Origin of the sequence: Spirosoma luteum DSM 19990 (genome assembly GCF_000374065.1) — a bacterium.
Taxonomy (GTDB): Bacteria; Bacteroidota; Bacteroidia; order Cytophagales; family Spirosomataceae; genus Spirosoma; species Spirosoma luteum.
This window is the reverse complement of the sequence record NZ_KB893274.1, coordinates 25,479-45,731: the sequence shown is the minus strand read 5'-3', so window position 1 is coordinate 45,731 and position 20,253 is coordinate 25,479. Positions and strand designations below refer to the sequence as shown.

At 53.0% G+C, this 20,253-nt stretch carries 7 protein-coding genes; all 7 read right to left on the bottom strand.

Annotated features, from left to right (window positions below; translation table 11 throughout):
- Nucleotides 1-1,066: 1,066 nt before the first annotated feature.
- On the bottom strand, nt 1,067-3,703 hold the full coding sequence (locus tag B156_RS31975; RefSeq protein ID WP_018621722.1) for a T9SS type A sorting domain-containing protein: 2,637 nt from the start codon (nt 3,701-3,703) through the stop codon (nt 1,067-1,069).
- A 76-nt stretch (nt 3,704-3,779) separates the two neighbouring features.
- Nucleotides 3,780-6,149, bottom strand: a complete 2,370-nt coding sequence (locus B156_RS0120830; protein ID WP_018621721.1) for a T9SS type A sorting domain-containing protein — start codon at nt 6,147-6,149, stop codon at nt 3,780-3,782.
- 76 nt (nt 6,150-6,225) lie between these two features.
- On the bottom strand, nt 6,226-8,592 hold the full coding sequence (locus B156_RS0120825) for a T9SS type A sorting domain-containing protein (RefSeq protein ID WP_018621720.1): 2,367 nt from the start codon (nt 8,590-8,592) through the stop codon (nt 6,226-6,228).
- Between the two features lie 166 nt (nt 8,593-8,758).
- A complete protein-coding gene (locus tag B156_RS0120820) occupies nt 8,759-12,844 on the bottom strand; it encodes a hybrid sensor histidine kinase/response regulator transcription factor (RefSeq protein ID WP_018621719.1) in 4,086 nt (1,361 codons plus the stop codon).
- Nucleotides 12,845-12,993: 149 nt separating this feature from the next.
- Nucleotides 12,994-14,442 carry a SusD/RagB family nutrient-binding outer membrane lipoprotein gene (locus tag B156_RS0120815; protein ID WP_026260956.1) on the bottom strand — a complete coding sequence of 483 codons (1,449 nt, stop codon included), beginning with the start codon at nt 14,440-14,442 and terminating at the stop codon, nt 12,994-12,996.
- A gap of 92 nt (nt 14,443-14,534) precedes the next feature.
- The gene (locus B156_RS0120810) at nt 14,535-17,735 is read right to left on the bottom strand and encodes a SusC/RagA family TonB-linked outer membrane protein (RefSeq protein ID WP_018621717.1); all 3,201 of its coding nucleotides are present in this window, start codon (nt 17,733-17,735) and stop codon (nt 14,535-14,537) included.
- A gap of 687 nt (nt 17,736-18,422) precedes the next feature.
- Nucleotides 18,423-20,234, bottom strand: coding sequence for an excinuclease ABC subunit UvrC (gene uvrC / locus B156_RS0120805; RefSeq protein ID WP_018621716.1), 1,812 nt, complete (start codon nt 20,232-20,234; stop codon nt 18,423-18,425).
- Nucleotides 20,235-20,253 lie beyond the last annotated feature (19 nt).

Here is a 20,253-nt window from a genome sequence, read left to right as displayed (position 1 = left end):
TGGCCAAATGTATGCCAGAGATTAAAGTTATGGCCCAGCTCATGAGGGAAAAGAGAGCTGCCTAAAGTGTACAGATTATCGCCCGGCCTGGCCAGAACGACCGATTGGGTAGAAGAAGGANAGTCCGCCGGGAAAGCGGCCCACCCTCCGTAGCCTGCCGCCCATCCGCTGAACCGGTTGACGTAATACTGGTTCATGGCGTTATTATCGCTGTGATTAGGAGGCAAATTACCTTCGAAGCCGTTGTATAGCGCGTCATCGTCGATGTAGTCGGGCGTACTTCCCGAAAAATAAAACTGGATGCCATGGCCGTTGCTCAGGAAATGGCCGTTGGTGAGCGCCATGGCCTGATTCAGACTGGCCAGATCGAAGCCACCCGTACCGTCGCTCCGGCGAATGATGTGGGGCCGAATCGGTACATACGAAATCGGTGGTGGCGATTCTCCGGAGGTTATGGAGGCTTTTTTTCGTCTAAAAGCCAGTTCAGCAGCCTGCACCAGCGAGATGGCCTGTTCCCGGGTCAATTCCGGGACACCACAATTGAATGAAGTTGACACCGGTAAGGACTGAGCCTGGGCGGAATGGATGGAGCTGAGTCCCAGCAACCCACCAATGGCTAATAGAACGGGTAAAATAAGGTATCGCATACGCTAAAGAAAGACCAAATTGAAGAAAGTATAGCTAACCAATTGACCGCTTTGAAAGGCTGTAATGGGAATGGGCCTGGGGTCGTTTCGTAACTCCCGCTCCACGACACCGGTATTGCTCGTCAGGGGCGAGCGGGTACTACCGGGCATCTGATAGATGATGGGGGAGCCGTCGTCCCCGGTAACGTTGAAGGTGACTTCTCCACTGAGACAATTAAAAGTACAGAGGGAATACAAAAAGTAATTTTTTCATGCTATAGGTAGGTTAATTTTTTAGGGTTCCAGACCAGGTAGCAAGTTTCTCCACAAAGAAGTTGAGCCTTATTTTTAGCTGGTCAAATCGCACGTACAGATAGAAATCATGTCGCATCTGAGTTGCCCCATAAGGCGACTCAGATGCGATTTTCGTTGGTGCTTACTTACGGTTTAACCAGTTTGACCTGCTGATGCTGGGTGGAAGTGCTAACGTTGAGCAAAAACAGACCGCTGCCCTCACCCAGAGGCACCCGCACCCGCTGGGTGGATTCGGCCTGCTGGATGCGTTGCTGATGAAGTACTTTGCCCTGCAAGTCAATCAGGTTCAACTGTAGGGGCTGACGCTCTGCCCCCGTAATCTCGACCTCTGCCGTCTGATTGAGCACCGGGTTACCCAGCACCCGTACCCGTAGCTGAGTGCCTGGTTCAGGCAGGGCGGCAGTGCGGGCCCGGCCGCAGGCGGCTTTCAAATCCCAGACGTAAGTGACGGTCACCCCGTTCTGACGAGCCATGAGCGTAAAGGGCTGCACATCGAGGGCGGTTCTGCTTTCTCTATCGACGAACTGGTTTGGGTTGGTGGTCCAGCCGGTAATGCCCGCAGCCTGATACTCGATGGCAGAGCCGTTACCCCCACTGGTATTGAAGGTGAAGGCCCCGGTGGCGCAGTTGTAAGTAGGTGCTACCAAGGTCAGCGAACCACCCGTTGGCGGGGGTGTAACGGGCGGTGGGGGGGGTGGCGTACCATTACAGTAAGCTCTGAGGTCCCAGACGTAAGTGACGGTCACCCCATTCTGACGGGCCATCAGGGTGAAGGGCTGCACATCGAGCGCCGTTCTGCTTTCTCTATCGACGAACTGGTTGGGGTTGGTGGTCCAGCCAGTGATGCCCGCAGCCTGATATTCGATGGGGGAGCCGTTGCCCCCACTGGTGTTGAAGGTGAATGCCCCGGTGGCGCAGTTGTAAGTGGGGGCGGTCAACGCGAACGGATTACCGGCATTGGCATTGGTAACGATGAATTGGAACGTTGTGGACGCACTGCCGCCATTGGCACTGGCAGAGGCTGTTACCGAATAAACACCTGCCGTAGTGGGTGTGCCGATAAGTAGCCAGGTAGGGTTTGGACTGCCTCCGCCTTCCTGTCTGAAAAATTGGCCGACACCAGGGGGCAGCCCCCGTGCATTAACGCTCCAGCTTGTGGTCACCGAGGAGGAAAAAGCCAGGCCTATCGGGAAATTGATACCCTGGCCAACGGTGGCAGTTATGTCAGCTATCGGACTCACCCTAACGATGTCCGTAGGGTTGGCACAGTAGGTTTGTCGTGACCACGTATAGGTAACCACGTTCCCGCTTTGCCGTGCCGAGATCATAAAGGGGGGTGTATCAGCACACGTACGGGCACAGCCATCAAGAATCTGGTTGGGGTTGGTAGTCCATCCGGTGATGCCCGGTGCCATATACTCGATGGGGGAGCCATCGCCCCCGGAAGTGTTGAAGGTGATTGCTCCGGTAGCGCAGTTATAAGTGGGGGCCGTCAGGGCCAGTGCGCTGGTGGGGGGTTGGGTAGGCGCTTCGGGCTGGAGTTTGACCAGTTGGTTGTTGTCGGTCACGTACACCAGACTGCCATCCCCGGCGGTGGCAATGTCGGTAAGGCGACTTTGACCCGGTCCGGGAAAAGTCCGGCTGGCTACGACGGAGAGGTCGTTTTGATCGACCAGCCGGATTTGTGGGTCCAATCGGCCTGACTGTGCGGTGTTGCCGACGGCGTAGAATTTTTTGCCACCGCTTCCCGTGTAGGTAGTGATGTAAGCGTTGGTGGATTCTAGTCCAGTAACGACTTTTACCCTGCCTATTTTGACATCGCCATTGAAATCAATTTCTACCAGACGTGTAACATCAAAGTTATGTCCCACTAACACATAGCCTGCCCCATCGGCCGATATGATGGCGTCCGTGATGATAGATAGTGAACCAGTGGCGGAGATTAACTTTTGCCAGGATACATTGCCGTCTGCATCCAGCTTCGCCATCCAACCTTGACTGACACCGGAATTTTTATCCTCAGCTGTTCCTGATCGGTTATAGAATCCGACGATTAAAAAGCCACCATCGGGTGTGCCAACAATCCTTGTCCCTTTCGTTAATCCCAGATTCGGGGTTGGGGGATTGGGATTTGGGTAGTCAATTTGCCGTGTCCACAAAAACTGTTTGGCCGCATTGTATCTTCGGAGAACAGCACTGGAAGGGCCATCGGAGTGCTTAATAGAGTATAGTATAATGAATCCACCATCGGACGTGCCAATTAAATCGCGGGGGAAATCATCATTTCCAAACGAAGCGAAAAGGTCCCTATCTGACCAGGAGCCACTTTGTCCATTGGCACTGATTTGAACGGGTGCATTGGACGATTGCCTGACATTGAGCGGTCCGGCCACGGTTAGTCCACCATTGGTAGCCGCACCCGCTGCGGTAATTTTTCTAATGGATTCGTAATCAGTCCCCGGCAATTGCCCACCAATATAATTACCACCCTTTAGCGGACCCACTGACCAAATTACATCACCGGTCAGGGAATAGTTGGTCAACACATCTCCTCCATTATTAAATGGAGAAAACGGTGAAGGAGAAGAATAATATCGTGTGGTTACTATGTTGCCATCTGCCAGGATAACCAGCGTATTGCCAACCCTGGCCCACTGGGCATCTGGGATTGATTGTGCCCAGGTGGTTTGGCTTATGAGTAGGCATGCCCAGAGCAGAAGTAAGCCAAGCCGTTGTGTAAACTGTATATAGTGCTTTTTCATGATTGTAAAGATAAAAGAGTGAAGAGGAGCTGTTGATGGGCTTTGCGCACGAGTGCGCAAAGCCCATCAGGTTTACTTACGGCTTGATCAGTTTGACCTGCTGGTGCTGGGTGGAAGTGCTCACGTTTAAGAGGAACAAACCACTGCCCTCACCCAGAGGCACCCGCACCCGCTGGGTGGATTCAGGCTGCTGGATGCGCTGCTGATGGAGTACCCGACCCTGTAAATCAACTAGATTCAGCTGCAATGCCTGCTGCCCGGCCCCCGTAATCTCGACCTCCGCCGTCTGACCCGCCACCGGGTTACCCAGCACCCGTACCCGTAGCTGAGTGCCTGGTTCAGGCAGGGCGGCAGTGCGGGCCCGGCCGCAGGCGGCTTTCAAATCCCAGACGTAGGTGACGGTGACCCCATTCTGGCGGGCCATCAGGGTGAAGGGCTGCACATCGAGGGCGGTTCTGCTTTCTCTATCGACGAACTGATTGGGGTTGGTGGTCCAGCCGGTAATGCCCGCAGCCTGATACTCGATGGCAGAGCCGTTACCCCCGGAAGTATTGAAGGTGAAGGCCCCGGTGGCGCAGTTGTAGGTGGGGGCCAGCAGGGCCAGCGAACCACCCGTTGGCGGGGGTGTAACGGGCGGTGGGGGGGGTGGCGTACCATTACAGTAAGCTCTGAGGTCCCAGACGTAAGTGACGGTGACCCCATTCTGACGGGCCATCAGGGTGAAGGGCTGCACATCGAGGGCCGTTCTGCTTTCTCTATCGACGAACTGGTTGGGGTTGGTGGTCCAGCCCGTAATGCCCGCAGCCTGATACTCGATGGCAGAGCCGTTACCCCCGGAAGTATTGAAGGTGAAGGCCCCGGTGGCGCAGTTGTAGGTGGGGGCCAGCAGGGCCAGCGAACCACCCGTTGGCGGGGGTGTAACGGGCGGTGGGGGTGGTGGGGGGTTGGTGCAGTAGGTTTGTCGTGACCACGTATAGGTAACCACGTTCCCGCTTTGCCGTGCCGAGATTAGAAAGGGGGGGGTATCAGCACAAGTACGGGCACAGCCATCAAGAATCTGGTTGGGGTTGGTAGTCCATCCGGTGATGCCCGGTGCCATATACTCGACGGGGGAGCCATCGCCCCCGGAAGTATTAAAGGTGATGGCTCCGGTGGCGCAGTTATAAGTGGGGGCCGTCAGGGCCAGTGCGCTGGTGGGGGGTTGGGTTGGAGCTTCGGGCTGGAGTTTGACCAGTTGGTTGTTGTCGGTCACGTACACCAGACTCCCGTCACCGGCGGTGGTGATGTCGGTAAGGCGACTTTGACCCGGTCCGGGAAAAGTCCGGCTGGTTACGCTGGACACTGTAGTCGGATCAACTAGTAGGATTAGTGGGTCCGCACGGCCTTGCGTAGAAGTACTACCAAAAGCGTAGTATTTTTTGCCATTGCCTGCGGTATAGACTGTCAGATATGCTTTATTGAATCCTAAAAGTATGGCCTTTGACCGGCCTGCCCGGCTGTTTCCATTGGCATCAATCTCTACCAGCACGGTAGCATCACTGTTGGGGTAGGCTCTTCCATAGCCGCCAAGGGCATAACCAGTGCCATCGGCCGATATAATGGCATCCGTGATGTTACTCACGGAGGAGATGTCACCCTTGCTAGGAAAGCTAGTAGTAAGTGGGCCGGGGGAGATTAACTTTTGCCAGGATAAATTCCCCTCCCCATCCAGCTTGGCCATCCAGCCACTAAAGGGACTTTCGTCACCGCCAGGATTGTAGTAACCTGCAATAAGATACCCACCATCGGGTGTGCTGATGGCCGCATTGGCTTTCGTCAAACCGATATCCGGTGCAGATGACGGGTAGGAAAGCTTGGTTGTCCAAGAAGTACTTCCTTTTTTCTCCACGGAGACTACTGTTTTCTCAACCCCTGAACTTACAAATTCCCGGACCGTGTTGACGTACAGATTACCCCCGTCGGGCGTAGCGATCATAGCGTCCGACCCACCCCCATAATCTCTTAAGCCTTGTTGGCCCGCTGCGTTTAGGCTGGTGATTACCCCACTGCCCTTATATTCCCTTCCCGTAAGCCTGATGCCGCCATCCGGGGCTGGGTTCATGTGCAGGATGTTATCAATAATGACATAGCCACCAATGCAGGGACAGAATTCTGGCGGTAGCCTCCCTCCCAAATAAGACTGTCCTGCCAGTACGCCACTCTGCCAAAGTACATTACCCTGCAAATCATATTTTACAACTTGTCTTGGTCGTACCCCCTCGGGGCCTGGACTCAGTTCCCCTGAGGTGGCGATGTTCCCATCATTGGTAATAACCAGCCTGTCGCCTACCCGTGCCCACTGGGCGTCGGGTATGGATTGGGCAAATGTGGTTTGGTTTAGGAACAGGCAGGCCCAGAGCAGAGGCAGTAAAACGCGGTGTGTTAGGTGTAAATAGTGCTTTTTCATGATTGTAAAGAATAAAGGGTGAAGCGGATCTTTTGACAGGCTTTGCGCACGACCGGGCAAAGCCTGTCATGTTTATTCAGGGTTTCAGCAGTTTGACCTGCTGGCGTTGGGTGGAAGTGCTGACGTTTAAGAGCAACAAACCACTGCCCTCACCCAGAGGCACCCGCACCCGTTGGGTGGATTCGGCCTGCTGGATGCGCTGCTGATGGAGCACCCGACCCTGCAAATCAACCAGATTCAGCTGCACTGCCTGCTGCCCGGCCCCCGTAACCTCAAGCTCCGCCGTCTGGTTGAGCACTGGGTTGCCCAGTACCCGCACCTGTAACTGAGTGCCTGGTTCAGGCAGGGCGGCTGTGCGGGCCCGGCCACAGGCGACCTTCAAATCCCAGACGTAAGTGACGGTGACCCCGTTCTGACGAGCCATCAGGGTGAAGGGCTGCACATCGTTGGCCGTTCTGCTTTCTCTATCGACGAACTGATTGGGGTTGGTGGTCCAGCCCGTAATGCCCGCAGCCTGATATTCGATGGCAGAGCTGTTACCCCCGGAAGTATTGAAGGTGAAGGCTCCGGTAGCGCAGTTGTAAGTGGGGGCCAGCAGGGCCAGTGCCCCACCGGTGGGCGGGGTAACGGGCGGTGGGGGTGGTGGGGGGTTGGTGCAGTAGGTTTGTCGTGACCACGTATAGGTAACCACGTTCCCGCTTTGCCGTGCCGAGATTAGAAAGGGGGGGGTATCAGCACAAGTACGGGCACAGCCATCAAGAATCTGGTTGGGGTTGGTGGTCCATCCGGTGATGCCCGGTGCCATATACTCGACGGGGGAGCCATCGCCCCCGGAAGTGTTGAAGGTGATAGCTCCGGTAGCGCAGTTGTAGGTGGGGGCCAGCAGGGCCAGCGAACCACCAACGGGTGGATTAGGTGGTAAAACGGGCGGTGGTGGGGGTGGCGTACCATTACAGTAGGCTCTGAGGTCCCAGACGTAAGTGACGGTGACCCCATTCTGACGGGCCATCAGGTTGAAGGGCTGCACATCGAGGGCGGTTCTGCTTTCTGTGTCGACGAACTGATTGGGGTTGGTGGTCCAGCCTGTAATGCCCGCAGCCTGATATTCGATGGCAGAGCCGTTGCCCCCACTGGTGTTGAAGGTGAATGCCCCGGTGGCGCAGTTGTAGGTGGGGGCGATCAGAGCCAGGGAACCACCGATTGGCGGGTTGGGGGTGATTGCTTCGGGCTGGAGTTTGACCAGTTGGTTGTTATTAGTGACATACACCAGACTGCCATCTCCGGCGGTGGCAATGTCGATGAGGGAACTAGCACCCGGTCCGGGAAAAATGCGTTTGGCTACGGTCGTCAACGGGCCGGAATCGACCAGCAGAATCTGCGGGTCACGTCGGTCCTGTTCGCTGGTAGTGCCCACCGCATAATATTTCTTGCCATTGCCGCCGGTGTAAATAGTGATGTAGGCTTCGTTGACCAGTGGCCCGTCAATGGCTTTCACCCTGCCTGTTTTGACTTTGCCACTGAAATCAATCTCTAACAGCACAGTAGCACTGGTATTAGGGGAAGTGCTTCCTTGTCCCACCAGCGCATAGCCCGTGCCATCGGCTGACACGATGGCATCCCAGGAGTCATCCACCCTAGAAACATCACCCGGGCCTGGAGAGGGGATTAGAATAATTGTTTGCCAGGATTTATTGCCCTGTCCATCCAGTTTGGCTACCCAGGAAGCCCGGGTTGCAGACCTGGAGTTTAGGTATTGGCCTGCCAGCAGGTAGCCACCATCAGGCGTGTTAATGGCTACATGGGCTCTTGTTATAGCATAGGCATCTGATCCGTCGGGGTAGGCGACTCTGGTTGTCCAGGACGGATTGCCTGTTTTCTCAACCACTACGCCTTCTCTGGAAAGGCCAAAACCTAGGTTATCAAAATACGAACTAGTGTATAAACTACCACCGTCAGGTGTTGCTAGAAAGTTGGAGCCTCCACCAGAGCTACTCCCAGTCTGGCGGCCGGTAGCGTCTACACCGGTAAGAACCTGGCCTCCACCCCATTCATTACCCAAAAGCCGAATACCGCCATCCGACGCCGGGCTTATTTGTCCAATTCTATCAATAACGGCATACCCACCAACGCAGGGGCAAAAACTGGGGTTTGGAATTTTTCCTGCTATATAGGAAACACCTGCCAGCGGGCCGGTTTGCCAGACCAGATTGCCCTGGAGATCATATTTTTTGAGCCCTACTGGTGTTGTAAGCGGGATTCCAGTTCCTAGTAAAGCGGCCGATGTTACAATGTTACCATCCGTGGTGATGGCCAGCGTACTACCAACTCGTGCCCATTGAGGGTCGGGGATAGACTGTGCCCAGGTGGTTTTGGCCAGGAACAGGCATGCCCAGAGCAAAGACAGTAGAACGCGGTGTGTTGGGTGTAAGTAGATTTTTTTCATGTGTGTTGAACATAAAGGGTGATTAATTGAGAGAAGGCTGGATACATCCAGATCTGTGGTAAATGTATGGTTCTGAAGGCATATCCGTTTGTCCACAACGTAAATTGTCCCGTAATCGAAAGGAATAGTCCCAGGATTGATAGTGAGCTAATTGTATGTATCAGGCTCACGGCCTATTGCCGGCATCGCCGGACGTGAATTCGGTAGGTGTTTTGTGATAAAATTCTTTAAAAACACTGGTGAAGTAGGAGTGATTCTTGAACCCCGTCAGGATGGCCGTTTGGGAGGAGTTATGACCAGCCCGCAATAGATCGGTTGCCCGGCGCAGGCGGTACTGCCGTATCAGTTCGTGCGGATTCAACTGCACCAGGCTATGAACTTTTCGGTAGAGGGTTTTGCGGCTCATGGCCAGTTCATCGGCCAGCCAGTCGACGCTTAGTGCCGGGTCTTTGAGGTGCTTTTCCAGCAGTTCATAGGTCCGTTGCAAAAACACATCGTCTACTCCGTTGATGGGACTGGGGGTATCCGGCTCCGTAAACTGCCGACGGTATTGATCGCGCAGTTTCTGCTGATAGGAAATCAGGTTTCTCAGGCGCAGTAGTAACTCGTCCAGGTGGAAAGGCTTCGCTATGTAGTCATCCGCTCCTTCCTGTAACCCTTCGATTCGGCTGCTGTGGGCGGCTTTGGCCGACAGTATGACCACGGCTATATGGTTGGTAGCGGGGTGATTCTTGATATGATGCGTTAATTCATACCCGTCCATTTTCGGCATCATCACATCCGAAATAACAATGTTCGGGAGTTCGGTCTGCGCCAGTTGCCAGCCCTCCTCGCCATTGGTTGCCTGCAAAACGCGGTAGGCAGGGGTCAGGGAGTCAGCCAGAAACCTGTTCAATTCGGCATTATCTTCCACAATGAGAAGCAGCGGTATGTTTTCGTCTTCTGTTGGCTGGAGCCCCTCCACTGCCGAAACAGGGGCCTTATCAGGTAGGGCAGGGGCTTGGCTCAATAAATGCACCTTTGGGGCTTCGGTCTGGAAGGACACGGGGTAAACCGGTAACGTCAGCAGAAACGTACTACCCTTACCTGGCTCACTGTCAACGCTGATGGTGCCCCCCATCAGGTCAACCAGTTCTTTTACGAGAGACAGCCCAATGCCGGTGCCTTCGTAGGCCCGGGTACGGGAGGTATCTACCTGGTAAAAGCGATCAAAAATATGCGGCAGGTTTTCGGGCGAAATACCGATACCTGAATCGCTAATCCGAATGGTTACGGGAAAACGGCCGTCCGACGGAACCGAAAGATCGGTTGTAAGAGCCACGGATACCTGCCCACCGCTACTTGAAAACTTCAGCGCGTTCGATAGCAGGTTCGTCAGTATCTTTTCCCATTTATCGGCGTCGAATAAGTACTCATCCTGACTGAATCCTTCGGTTGTGTAGGTCAGACGTATCGACTTCTGATCGGCCATTGGCTTGAATGACTCTGTCAGTTGATGAACGAAAACGTTCACATCGCCCCGCATCAGCGATACGTTCATGTGGTTCGCTTCCAGTTTGGACAGGTCCAGTAACTGATTGATGAGCCGGAGTAACTGATTGGCATTGCGCTGCACCAAAGCCAGGGTCTGTCGGGTGGGTTCATCAAACCGATCAGCCTGTAATAATTTGTCAACGGGCGATATGATCAGGGAAAGGGGCGTCCTGAATTCGTGGGTGATGTTGGAGAAGAAACGGGTTTTAAGCTCATCGACGGTTTTAAGTTGTTCCGTTTTCCGGCGGTTAAGTTCCAGTTCCTGCCGTTGCCGTATACGGTTGGTATAAAACCGGATGTATGCCCAGATGGCTCCACCCATCAGGAGGGCGTACAGGCCATAGGCCCACCAGGTGGCCCACCAGGGTGGCTGAATCACCAGTTGAACCGAAGCTCCTTTTTTGTTCCAGACGCCGTCGCTATTGGCCGCCCTGACCCGGAATGTGTAGTGCCCCGGCGATAAACTGGTGTAGTTAGCCACATACCGGTTCCCGTTCTGAACCCAGCTTTTATCGACGCCAACGAGTTGGTAGGCATACTGGTTTTGCTCCGGATGGGCGTAAGACAGAGCCGCAAACTCAAACGACAAAAAGTTCTCTTCGTGCTTCAGGGTGATAACACTATCAATCAGCAGGCGGGGCTTGTCCAGCACCCGTAATGCTGTAATGTAAACCTGGAAAGGACGGGTGTCGTCGCGGATGCTATCGGGATTGAAGTGAACAATGCCGTTCAGGCTGCCAAAAAAGAGCCGGTTCGGCTGCTGGTAAACGGCATTTCTGAGAAAGTCATTACTGGGCAACCCATCCGTTTTCAGGTAGGTGCGAACGGCTTTCGTACGGGGATCGAATCGGCAAAGCCCTTTGTCGGTACTGAGCCACAGACGCCCTGCTTTGTCGTTGGTAATTCCGGCAATGTTATTACTGGGTAGCCCATTGCGGGTCGTGTAGGCGGAGAAACGACTGGTTTGGGCATCGAACCGGTTAATACCACCCTGCTGCGTACCTACCCAAATGGTTCCCCCATCGTCCTCGTAAATGGTCTGAATGGCATTATTGTTCAAGCCGGTTTGCGGGCCAGCCCGGTAATGGGTAAAACGCCCGGTTTGGGGAGACAGGCGGCCAAGGCCATTTTTTCGGAAGGGTATCCATACATCGCCCGTCCGGCTAACCAGTAAGCCATGAATGTACTGTTCGGGTAGTCCGTTTGGGTCTTTGGGAGCGTATTTATAATAGTGGTAGCGGTGGGTAACGGGGTTGAAGGACGCAATACCCGAATTGGGAACAATAAAACCACCCACCCAGATTTCGCCCGATGGTGCCCGGCTCATGTATTCTACCGGCACCTCGGAGGGGTAGAAGTCGAAACGACCGGTTGCCCGGTCAACGTGGTACAAACCCGCCCATGTACCCAGCCAGATACCCCGGGAGCCATCGGGCATAAACGCCTGCGTAAAATTTTTAAACTGACTGGTAGCTCCCAGTTTTTCGGGCGGGAGGAGTGGTGGTGGCCCCTTGCTGGTTGCGGGTTTATACACGCTGAAGCCCGTACTTATCCAGAAATGCCCACTGGTGTCGGGCAATAAGGCTACTACCTTGTTCTCCAGCAGGTTGGCGGTGCCCCGGCTGGGCCGGGCCTGGTAAGTCATGAACGGCTTAGTGTTGATAGCCTGCCGGTCAATACCATTGTCGGTTCCGGCCCAGAGGGTCCCGGCCCGGTCGTGGTAAACCGTCTGAACAAAATTACTGCTGATTCCCCGGGGCGCATCCGGATCGGAATGATACGTGAATACCTGATTCGTTCTTGGGTTAACGCGTACCAGCCCGGTGGTGGTGGCTACCCAGATAATGCCCTTCGCATCGCTGTGGATGGAATTCAGAAAGGTGTAGGAGATGGGATTTGCGACAGAATCATACCGCTCCAACTGCCAGGGCTGACGGCGCAGATCGAGTCGAAACAGGCCACACCCGGCTGTGGATGTTCCCAGCCAGAGTACCTGCTGCGGATCGAGATAAAACGCAATGAAGGTGGGCTGAGCCGCCCCGGCAGCAACCTGAGCGGGTACCAGTGTAAACCGCCCCGTGGTCCGGTCGAAGCGATACAGCCCTTCGTAGGTAGCCACCCAAAACCGATGTTGAGGGTCTTCAAACACCGTTTTGATACTGGCCATTGGCTGCGGGAGCGGATAAAGTGTAAACCGATGCAGACCGGGTTCGTACCGGGCCAGCCCCGCCAGTGTACTGACCCATAGCACGTGCTGACTGTCTTCATAAACGGAATGCTGGTAATTCCATTTGTCGGCATCGACCGCGTAAATGAGGTGGGGAGTAACCCGGCCCGTTTGCTTATCTACCTCGTGCAATCCCCCCAGTGTGGCCACCCACAGCCGGTTAGCGTGGTCTTCGCACAAGTGGTAGATCTGGTTGTTCTGAAAACTATGCGCCGGGTTGTTCAGGTCCGGCTTAAACGTGGTGAAAGTATGGCCATCGTATTTGTTCAGCCCATCATTGGTGCCAAACCACATGTAGCCCTCCCGGTCCTGTAAAATGCAACTGACGGAATTATTCGATAACCCATTCTCAACCGACAGATGGTCGAATTGATTGGTGGTAGGCTGGTCACTGAATTGGGTTGGATATGCACCGCCAGGCTGAGTTATCTGAGCCAATCCCAGTAGGGGAGCAAACAGAAAAAGAAGCACTGACAGAGATGGGCGTGCCATAACTGATGGTAAACAAATTATGGCTAAATGTAGAAAAATTTGATTTATTTACTGATGAACTACTTATTATACGGTTACTGACGCAGTCAGGAAACAAAAGAGCGGACCGATACAATCGGTCCGCTCCTGGTAATCAGTTAACGCTATTGTTACTTCTTATCCCACCACACGCGGCTATACTGATCGTCGGCTCCCTGAGCGGCCACTACGGTTGCGTAGTTTTTGGCGTTTAGTGTCGTTTCCGTTACGGGGTAAGCCAGTCGGCGGGGGATGGCAGTACCACCGTTAAGCGTGGTTGGGGCAGGCTTCAGCACGGGATAGCCCGTCCGGCGCCAGCTGTTCCAGCTCTCCTGACCCTGTAGGAACAGGGCAATCCAGCGTTGGGTGGCAATACGTTCGATGGCATTGGCATCCGTGTAGGCTACACCCGGTTGTGCAATGTAAGCCGTATACGCTGCGTCGGTGTAGCCAGTGCCCATCCACTGTTGCAGGGATGCTTTTACGGCTTCTTCGTATAACGTTTTGGCATTGCCCGCGGTCCAGCCCAGTTTAGCCGCTTCGGCCTGCGCAAATAGTACCTGTGCGTAGGTCATAACGTTGGCTGGTGAGGTTGGCTGACTTACCATTGTACCCGCCAGTGAAAAATCCTGCGCTTTGCCCGCTGCGGGGAACACACCGTAGGGAACACCCACGTAAGCACCTTTCTGGTTAGGAGCGGCCTGATAGGGCAGGCGTGGGTCGTTAACACTCTTCAGGTAGTTCACGTAGGTATCGCTCACGGCAAAATCCTTCCGGTTGCTAAACTCGTAGTTGTCATATAGTCCGTTCCAGTTGTTCTGATCGCTCAGGAACTTGTACTGAACATTGTCAGCATTGGAAGCAAGCACACCATCGGCCAGAGCCGCAGTAAACTCTGCTTTTCCTTTAACAGGGTCGGCTTTGGAGATACGCAGCGCGGCAATCAGGCGCAGCGAGTTGGCAAACTTCTTCCAGCGGGCAGCGTTGCCATTCAGCAGGATGTCGCCGGAAACGGTAGCACCCCCGTCAAACTGCGCGGCCGCTTCCTTCCACTCTTTGAACAAATCCGTGTAGATGTCCTGCTGTTTGTCGAAAGCGGGCGAGAAGTTCTCACTTCCTTTCAGCGCCTGCGAGTAGGGTACATCGCCCCAGCGGTCGGTAATGAACTGAAAGAAATAGGCTTTCAGAATCCGGGCAATAGCGATCTGATTGGCGTTAGAACCGTTAGCGGCTGCCGCAACCTTGGTGTCGGCAGCCGTATTAAGGTTGATAACCTGCTGGAGGTTGACCAGCGGACCCGAATAAAGGGCGTTATAACTGAAATTAATGGTCTTATAGCGCGATTCCTCAATGTACGTTACATCACCAATCTGCTGCACATAAATGGCCGGTACACCGTTGTAGGAAGCCGGTCCAACCTGATTGTTAATGGTACCCACCGTGCGAATGGCTCCGGTAAATAAACTGGACGTGTTAGGGGCTGATGGACTGTTGGGGTTGACGTTAATATCCCCAAAGTCATTACAGGCGGTTGTCATTGACAACAGGCCCGCAAAAAACAGATACTTATATCCTTTCATTTTTTTAGTCATTTATACGTGTTGATAATAAAGGACAGTTTAATCATGTAACGAGTGAAAACTACCTTTAATTATCGGTTGTGTCTGTTGATTTAGAAGCCCAGCCGGACGTTGACCCCGAAGGAGCGAACTGGTGGCAACTGACCGCCTTCATACCATACCGTTTCTGATTCGGAAATGTCGATACCACCGCCTACAGCGCTGTAAATAAGCAATGGGTTACGGGCAATAAACGAGACGTTTGCCGACTTAGCCCAGTTACCCAGAAATTTCTTGGGCAGGTTGTAGCCAAATGACACTTCACGCAGTTTCACGTAGGTTTTGTCGTAAATCCAACGCTCGTTCAGGGCAAACAGCCAGTTTTCATACAGGTTCTGGGCATCTACCCGCGTCGTATTCTGTTTGCCGTCTTCGGTTACGCCATCCAGCAACACGCCCCCTCCGCTAGCCGGATCGCTGCGCAGTTCTTTGCCTAACTCATTAACACCCGCCGTTTCAGCTGCCAGACCAGAATAAGCATTGAACATCTTGGTGGTCGAGAAGAACTTACCGCCTACCACAAAGTCTGTGTTCACGCGCAACACTACGTTTTTGTACGTAAACGTATTCAACCAGCCGCCTTTGAACGTGGGCAGTACCGTGCCTAATTTCACGTTGTTTTCCTTGATGTACAGGCCAGCGTTGGCACCCGAACCGTAAACCATGTTTTTGCCATTTGCATCTTTCTTGATACCCTGACCAACCAGCAGGCCCCAGTCTTCGCCTGTGCGGGCATTCAGCGTAAGGGTACGCCACTGTGGTCCGTCAATCTGGTAGTTGTCCAGGCCATCTACTAAACTAACCACTTTAGTGCGGTTGCGGTCGGCGTTGATATCAAACTCCCAGCTGAAGCCATTTGGCCGGCGGATGGGGTTGGCATAAATGTGCAACTCCAGACCAGAGGTTTGAATCAGACCGGCGTTGACAATGGCGTTCGAGTAGCCGCTCGTTGGCGCTACGGGCAGGGGAATAATCTGATTCTTGTTGTCGTTCTGATAGGCTGTAAACTCCAGACCAATGCGGTTGTGCGCAAATTTCAGGTCGATACCGCCTTCGTATGAAGACGACAGGCCCGGCAGCAGGTTCGTGTTGGGCAACTGCCCCGGCAGGAAGGACGTAGCCGAACCGCCGTAAGGCGTACCAATGTTGTAGGCCAGCGATGTGCGGTATGGGTCAACGTCGGTACCTACCTGCGCGTAACCAGCCCGGATTTTACCGTACGACAGCCAATTGGTTTTAGGTATCAGCTCGGTGAAAACCAAACCGGCCGAGATGGACGGGTACAGGTACGAGTTGTTACCGGCGGGCAGCGTTGAGGACCAGTCGTTCCGGATGGAAGCCTCCACAAAGACAAAATCCCGGAACCCTAAACTTACGTTACCAAATACGCTGTTTACCCGGCGCTCATACGTGTAGTTGTTCGACAAAGGGCGGTCGATAGAAGCCGCAATGTTGTAGAAGCCCGGTGCGTTCAAACCACCCACCGTTGCCTGGAACAGGGCCTCGGTCCGGTTGTACCGAACATTGCCACCCACAAGGGCCACCACCGACAGGTCTTTAAAATTCTGGTTGTAATTAACCAGGGCTTCATAGTTGTTTTCGACCGAGTTGGCTCCCAGCGTTGAGAAGGCTCCTTTACCACCCGCGTTCAGGGTGCCGGTAGCAATGCGGGCCTGCTGGTAGAAGTTATTCTGGTCGCGACGTACCGTAGCCGATGCCTTCAGGGAAGGCAGAAGTTGATACGTCAGGCCAAAATCACCGAACAGGCGATTGCTCCGGTTTTCGTTCGTATTGTCATACACCTGCGTGTAGGGGCTGTCCCAGTATTTAGGGCGGGGGTCCGTTGGGCCACCAATGTTCCAACTCCGGTACGTACCGTCGGGATTCTTGTAATTCCTCAAATCTTCGATGGGTAACTGCCGCTGGAACCACTGGTTAAACGAACCAATCGTTTGGTTGTAGCCATTCAGCGTCGCGTTGCTGATGCCAAGCGGGCTGTTTTGTGGAGTAGTACCACCCGTTGAACCGTAGCGGTCGGCAGGCTGGTTTTTGGTGCCTACCGTCGTGTAGTTGATGTTCAGATTGGCCGTCAGTTTCTCGGCAAACTTGATGGAGTTCTTCGCACTCACATAATCCCGTGTCTGTGACGAGTTTGGAATAATACCATTGTTGATAATGTGCGTGTACGAAATCCGGCTCTGGAAGGCCTCCGTTCCTTTCGAGAAAGCAATGTTGGTGTTATTGCTGATGGGCTTCTCAAAGAAATTACGCACGTTGTTCGGGTTGGGCGAGAAGGGAGTCAACTGGCCAAACTGCGGGCCGGGCAGCCACGATGCCGCCGAACGGTGTAGTGTACCATCCAGTTTAGGTCCCCAGCTTTCATCCGCCGAGTAGTCAATCAGGTTCTGTCCATTAAAGGCCTGCCAGCTAGCCGGGTGCAGCGTAGGGTCATACTCAAATTTATCGAACGTCGGGGCGTAACCACCGCCGTACTCATTCTGGTATTTGGGCAGCAGGGCTACCATATCCAGCGTAGTACTGTGGTTAACATCCAGCCGGGTTTCACCGGATTTAGCGCGCTTGGTCGTAATCACGATAACGCCCGCCGAAGCACGGTTACCATACAGGGCTGTAGCCGAAGGGCCTTTCAGTACCGTCAGGTTTTCTACATCATCCATGTTCACCTGGCTGATGTCGGTTACGGTACCGTCCACTACGTAAAGTGGGTCGCCACCCGTTAGGGAGTTTACGCCCCGGATACGGATGTTGGGGTTACCAAACTTAGCGCCCGACTGACCCAGAACCTGTACCCCGGCTACTTTACCAGCCAGTGCATTACCCACGTTCTGCTCACGGGCGAAGTTTAGTTTATCGGCCTTTACTTCCTGCACAGCATAGTTCAGAGCCTTTTTCTCGCGGGCAATACCCAGGGCTGTAACTACTACTTCCTGCAACTGAGAAGCATCCGGTGCCAGCGTTACGTTAACGTTTGTGCGATTGCCCACTGCAACCTCCTGTGTCGTGAAGCCGATGAAACTGAATACCAGCGTAGAGCCTGCCGGAGCGTTAATCTGGTACGAACCAGAAGCATCTGCACTAGTGCCCCGTGAGGTTCCTTTTACCGAAACGTTTACACCGGGGAGCGCTGAGCCGTCTTCACCGGATGTAACCCTGCCACTTACGGCTATATCCTGAGCCAATAGTGGAATAGCGAATACACACAGCAGGAACTGTGTTAGTAAAAAATTACGCATAAGACATAGTTTAAGTTGTGAAAATGTATAAATCGGATAATGTGCAATGCCAAATATATTAAGATAAGGTTAAAGAGGAATGCATTTAGACAAAAAAAAGTAATAATGACGTAAAAGTTGTCTTTTTCTCAGTCAAAGCTATTATATTAACTATTGGAATAAAGGATAAAGAATATTCTTTTGATAAAACTATTAAGGACAGCTTAAATGATATGTGTAACGGATGTTTAACGAAATTGTTTTAAAATCTACTTGTTTTAATCTTGCCTTGATTTCTTTAGTCATATGAACGTATAAGTATCTTAGTGTCAGCTCGTTTAATGCTGCTGGGCTGACTCGATACAGGAGCAGAATTTGACGGGGAAACAGGCTTGGTTCACCTTATATATATATGCGGAATTATTGATGCCTAATAATAACAAATGTGTATGTTGATACGGCTGGAAAATAATAAAAAAATAGTCACTAAGTAGTGATAAATGGCGAAATAGCTACTAGCATAATCAATATGGGAAATTACTTATTGAGAAATAATATTTGAGTATTTACAGCAACTAAAAGGTGAGTATTTTTCTAAAAGAAACAGGCCTTTTTACCCCAACAAAAAGCCTCAAAGCCCGGCTGGTCGATGCCCCGACGATGCCTTGCTGTTTAGCCCGGTGTGAACCAGGCATTGACCCCGGTGATCTAGCCATTTTGAATAGTGTCGAAGTAACTCTTCAGCTTGGTCGCCCGGTCATTGCCCACAACTTCGGCCACTTCATCGAAGGTAGCTTCCCGGATTTTTTTCACGCCTTTGAAGTGCTTTAGCAGCTTGGCCGCCGTTTTCTTACCTACTCCCTCCACGTTTTCCAACTCGCTGATCAAACTGTTTCGACTGCGTTTGTCGCGGTGGTAGGTGATGGCAAACCGGTGGGCTTCGTCGCGAATGCGCTGAATGAGTTTCAGCGACTCTGACTTCTTATCGATGTAAAGGGGCAGGTTATCTTCGGGGAAGTAAATTTCTTCCAGTCGCTTGGCAATGCCAATGATAGGTACTTTGCCATACAGGCCCATGTCTTTGAGGGCATCGCAGGAGGCACTAAGCTGCCCTTTACCGCCATCAATCACAATCAGGTCAGGCATATCGAGGCCTTCGGTAAGCACGCGGCTATACCGGCGTGTAACAACCTCATACATGCTGGCAAAGTCGTTGGGCCCAATAACGGTTTTGATACTAAAGTGCCGGTACTCTTTGTTCGCCGGTTTGCCCCCAATAAAACAGACCATAGCCGCCACGGGATTGGTACCCTGAATGTTGGAGTTATCGAAACACTCGATGCGGTTGGGAATGGTTTTGAGTTGTAAATCCTGCTTGAGCCGGATGAGCACGCGGTCTTTTTTGCTGGCGTTGGCCGTGGCTTCGGCGGCTGCCCGTTCCTGCCGTTCGCGCCGGAAGTACAGCACATTTTTCAGCGACATATCCAGCAGTTTTCGTTTATCACCAATCTGCGGAACGGTCACTTCGGCCTGTAGGTCAATGTCGAGCGGGATGTTGGTAATCAACTCTTTGGCCTGACTGCCGTACTGCTCCCGAAACTCGATAATCAGCATCGCCAGAATATCCGGGTCGGGTTCGTCCAGTTTCTTTTTCACCTCTACCGTGTGGGCCTGCACAATGGTGCCATTCACCACTTTCATGAAGTTGACGTACGCGGCTGTTTCATCGGAGGCAATGGAGAACACATCGGCATCGGCAATCTTCGGATTTACGACCGTCGATTTGCTCTGGAACCGCTGCAACACGTCCATTTTCTCCTTGTATTTCTGCGCCTGCTCAAAGGCCAGATTGCCAGCCGCTTCTACCATGTGGTTTTTGAAATACTCCTGCGCCGGTTTCAGATTACCCTTCAGGATGTTATGAATCTGCTCCACGTCGCTGTCGTAATCTGCTTCGGTCTGTTTGCCCTCACAGGGGCCTTTGCAGTTGCCGATGTGGTATTCCAGACACACTTTGTACTTGCCCGCTTCAATATTTTCGGGCGCGAGGTTATAGTTGCAGGTGCGAATCGTGTACAACTGACTGAACATATCCAGCACTGTGTACATGGGTTTCAGGTTGGCAAAAGGGCCGTAAAAAGTGCCCTGCTTCCGGTCAATACGCCGGGTAGTCAATACGCGGGGGAAGTGCTCATTGGTGACGCAGACGAAGGGGTACGTTTTATCATCGCGCAGCAGAATATTAAATTTCGGCTGGTAGCGTTTGATGAGTTGATTTTCCAGCAGCAACGCGTCGAACTCGGTATGGACGATGGTAAATTCGATTTTCCGAATCTGGCTGACCAGCCGCAGCGTTTTCCGGTCGTGTCCTTTGGAATTGGTAAAATAACTACTGACGCGGTTCTTAAGGTCTTTGGCCTTGCCGACGTAAATAACCTCACCCGATGAATCGAAGTACCGGTAAACACCCGGCTCATGAGGTACCTTGGCTAATTCCTTTTTGTAGTCGAATTCGGGCATAAAACGGGTCGGCAACGGG

Coding starts and splice junctions, on each gene's coding strand:
- B156_RS31975 (WP_018621722.1), bottom strand. CDS start 3,703: ATGAAAAAGCACTATATACAGTTTACACAACGGCTTGGCTTACTTCTG.
- B156_RS0120830 (WP_018621721.1), bottom strand. CDS start 6,149: ATGAAAAAGCACTATTTACACCTAACACACCGCGTTTTACTGCCTCTG.
- B156_RS0120825 (WP_018621720.1), bottom strand. CDS start 8,592: ATGAAAAAAATCTACTTACACCCAACACACCGCGTTCTACTGTCTTTG.
- B156_RS0120820 (WP_018621719.1), bottom strand. CDS start 12,844: ATGGCACGCCCATCTCTGTCAGTGCTTCTTTTTCTGTTTGCTCCCCTA.
- B156_RS0120815 (WP_026260956.1), bottom strand. CDS start 14,442: ATGAAAGGATATAAGTATCTGTTTTTTGCGGGCCTGTTGTCAATGACA.
- B156_RS0120810 (WP_018621717.1), bottom strand. CDS start 17,735: ATGCGTAATTTTTTACTAACACAGTTCCTGCTGTGTGTATTCGCTATT.
- uvrC (WP_018621716.1), bottom strand. CDS start 20,234: ATGCCCGAATTCGACTACAAAAAGGAATTAGCCAAGGTACCTCATGAG.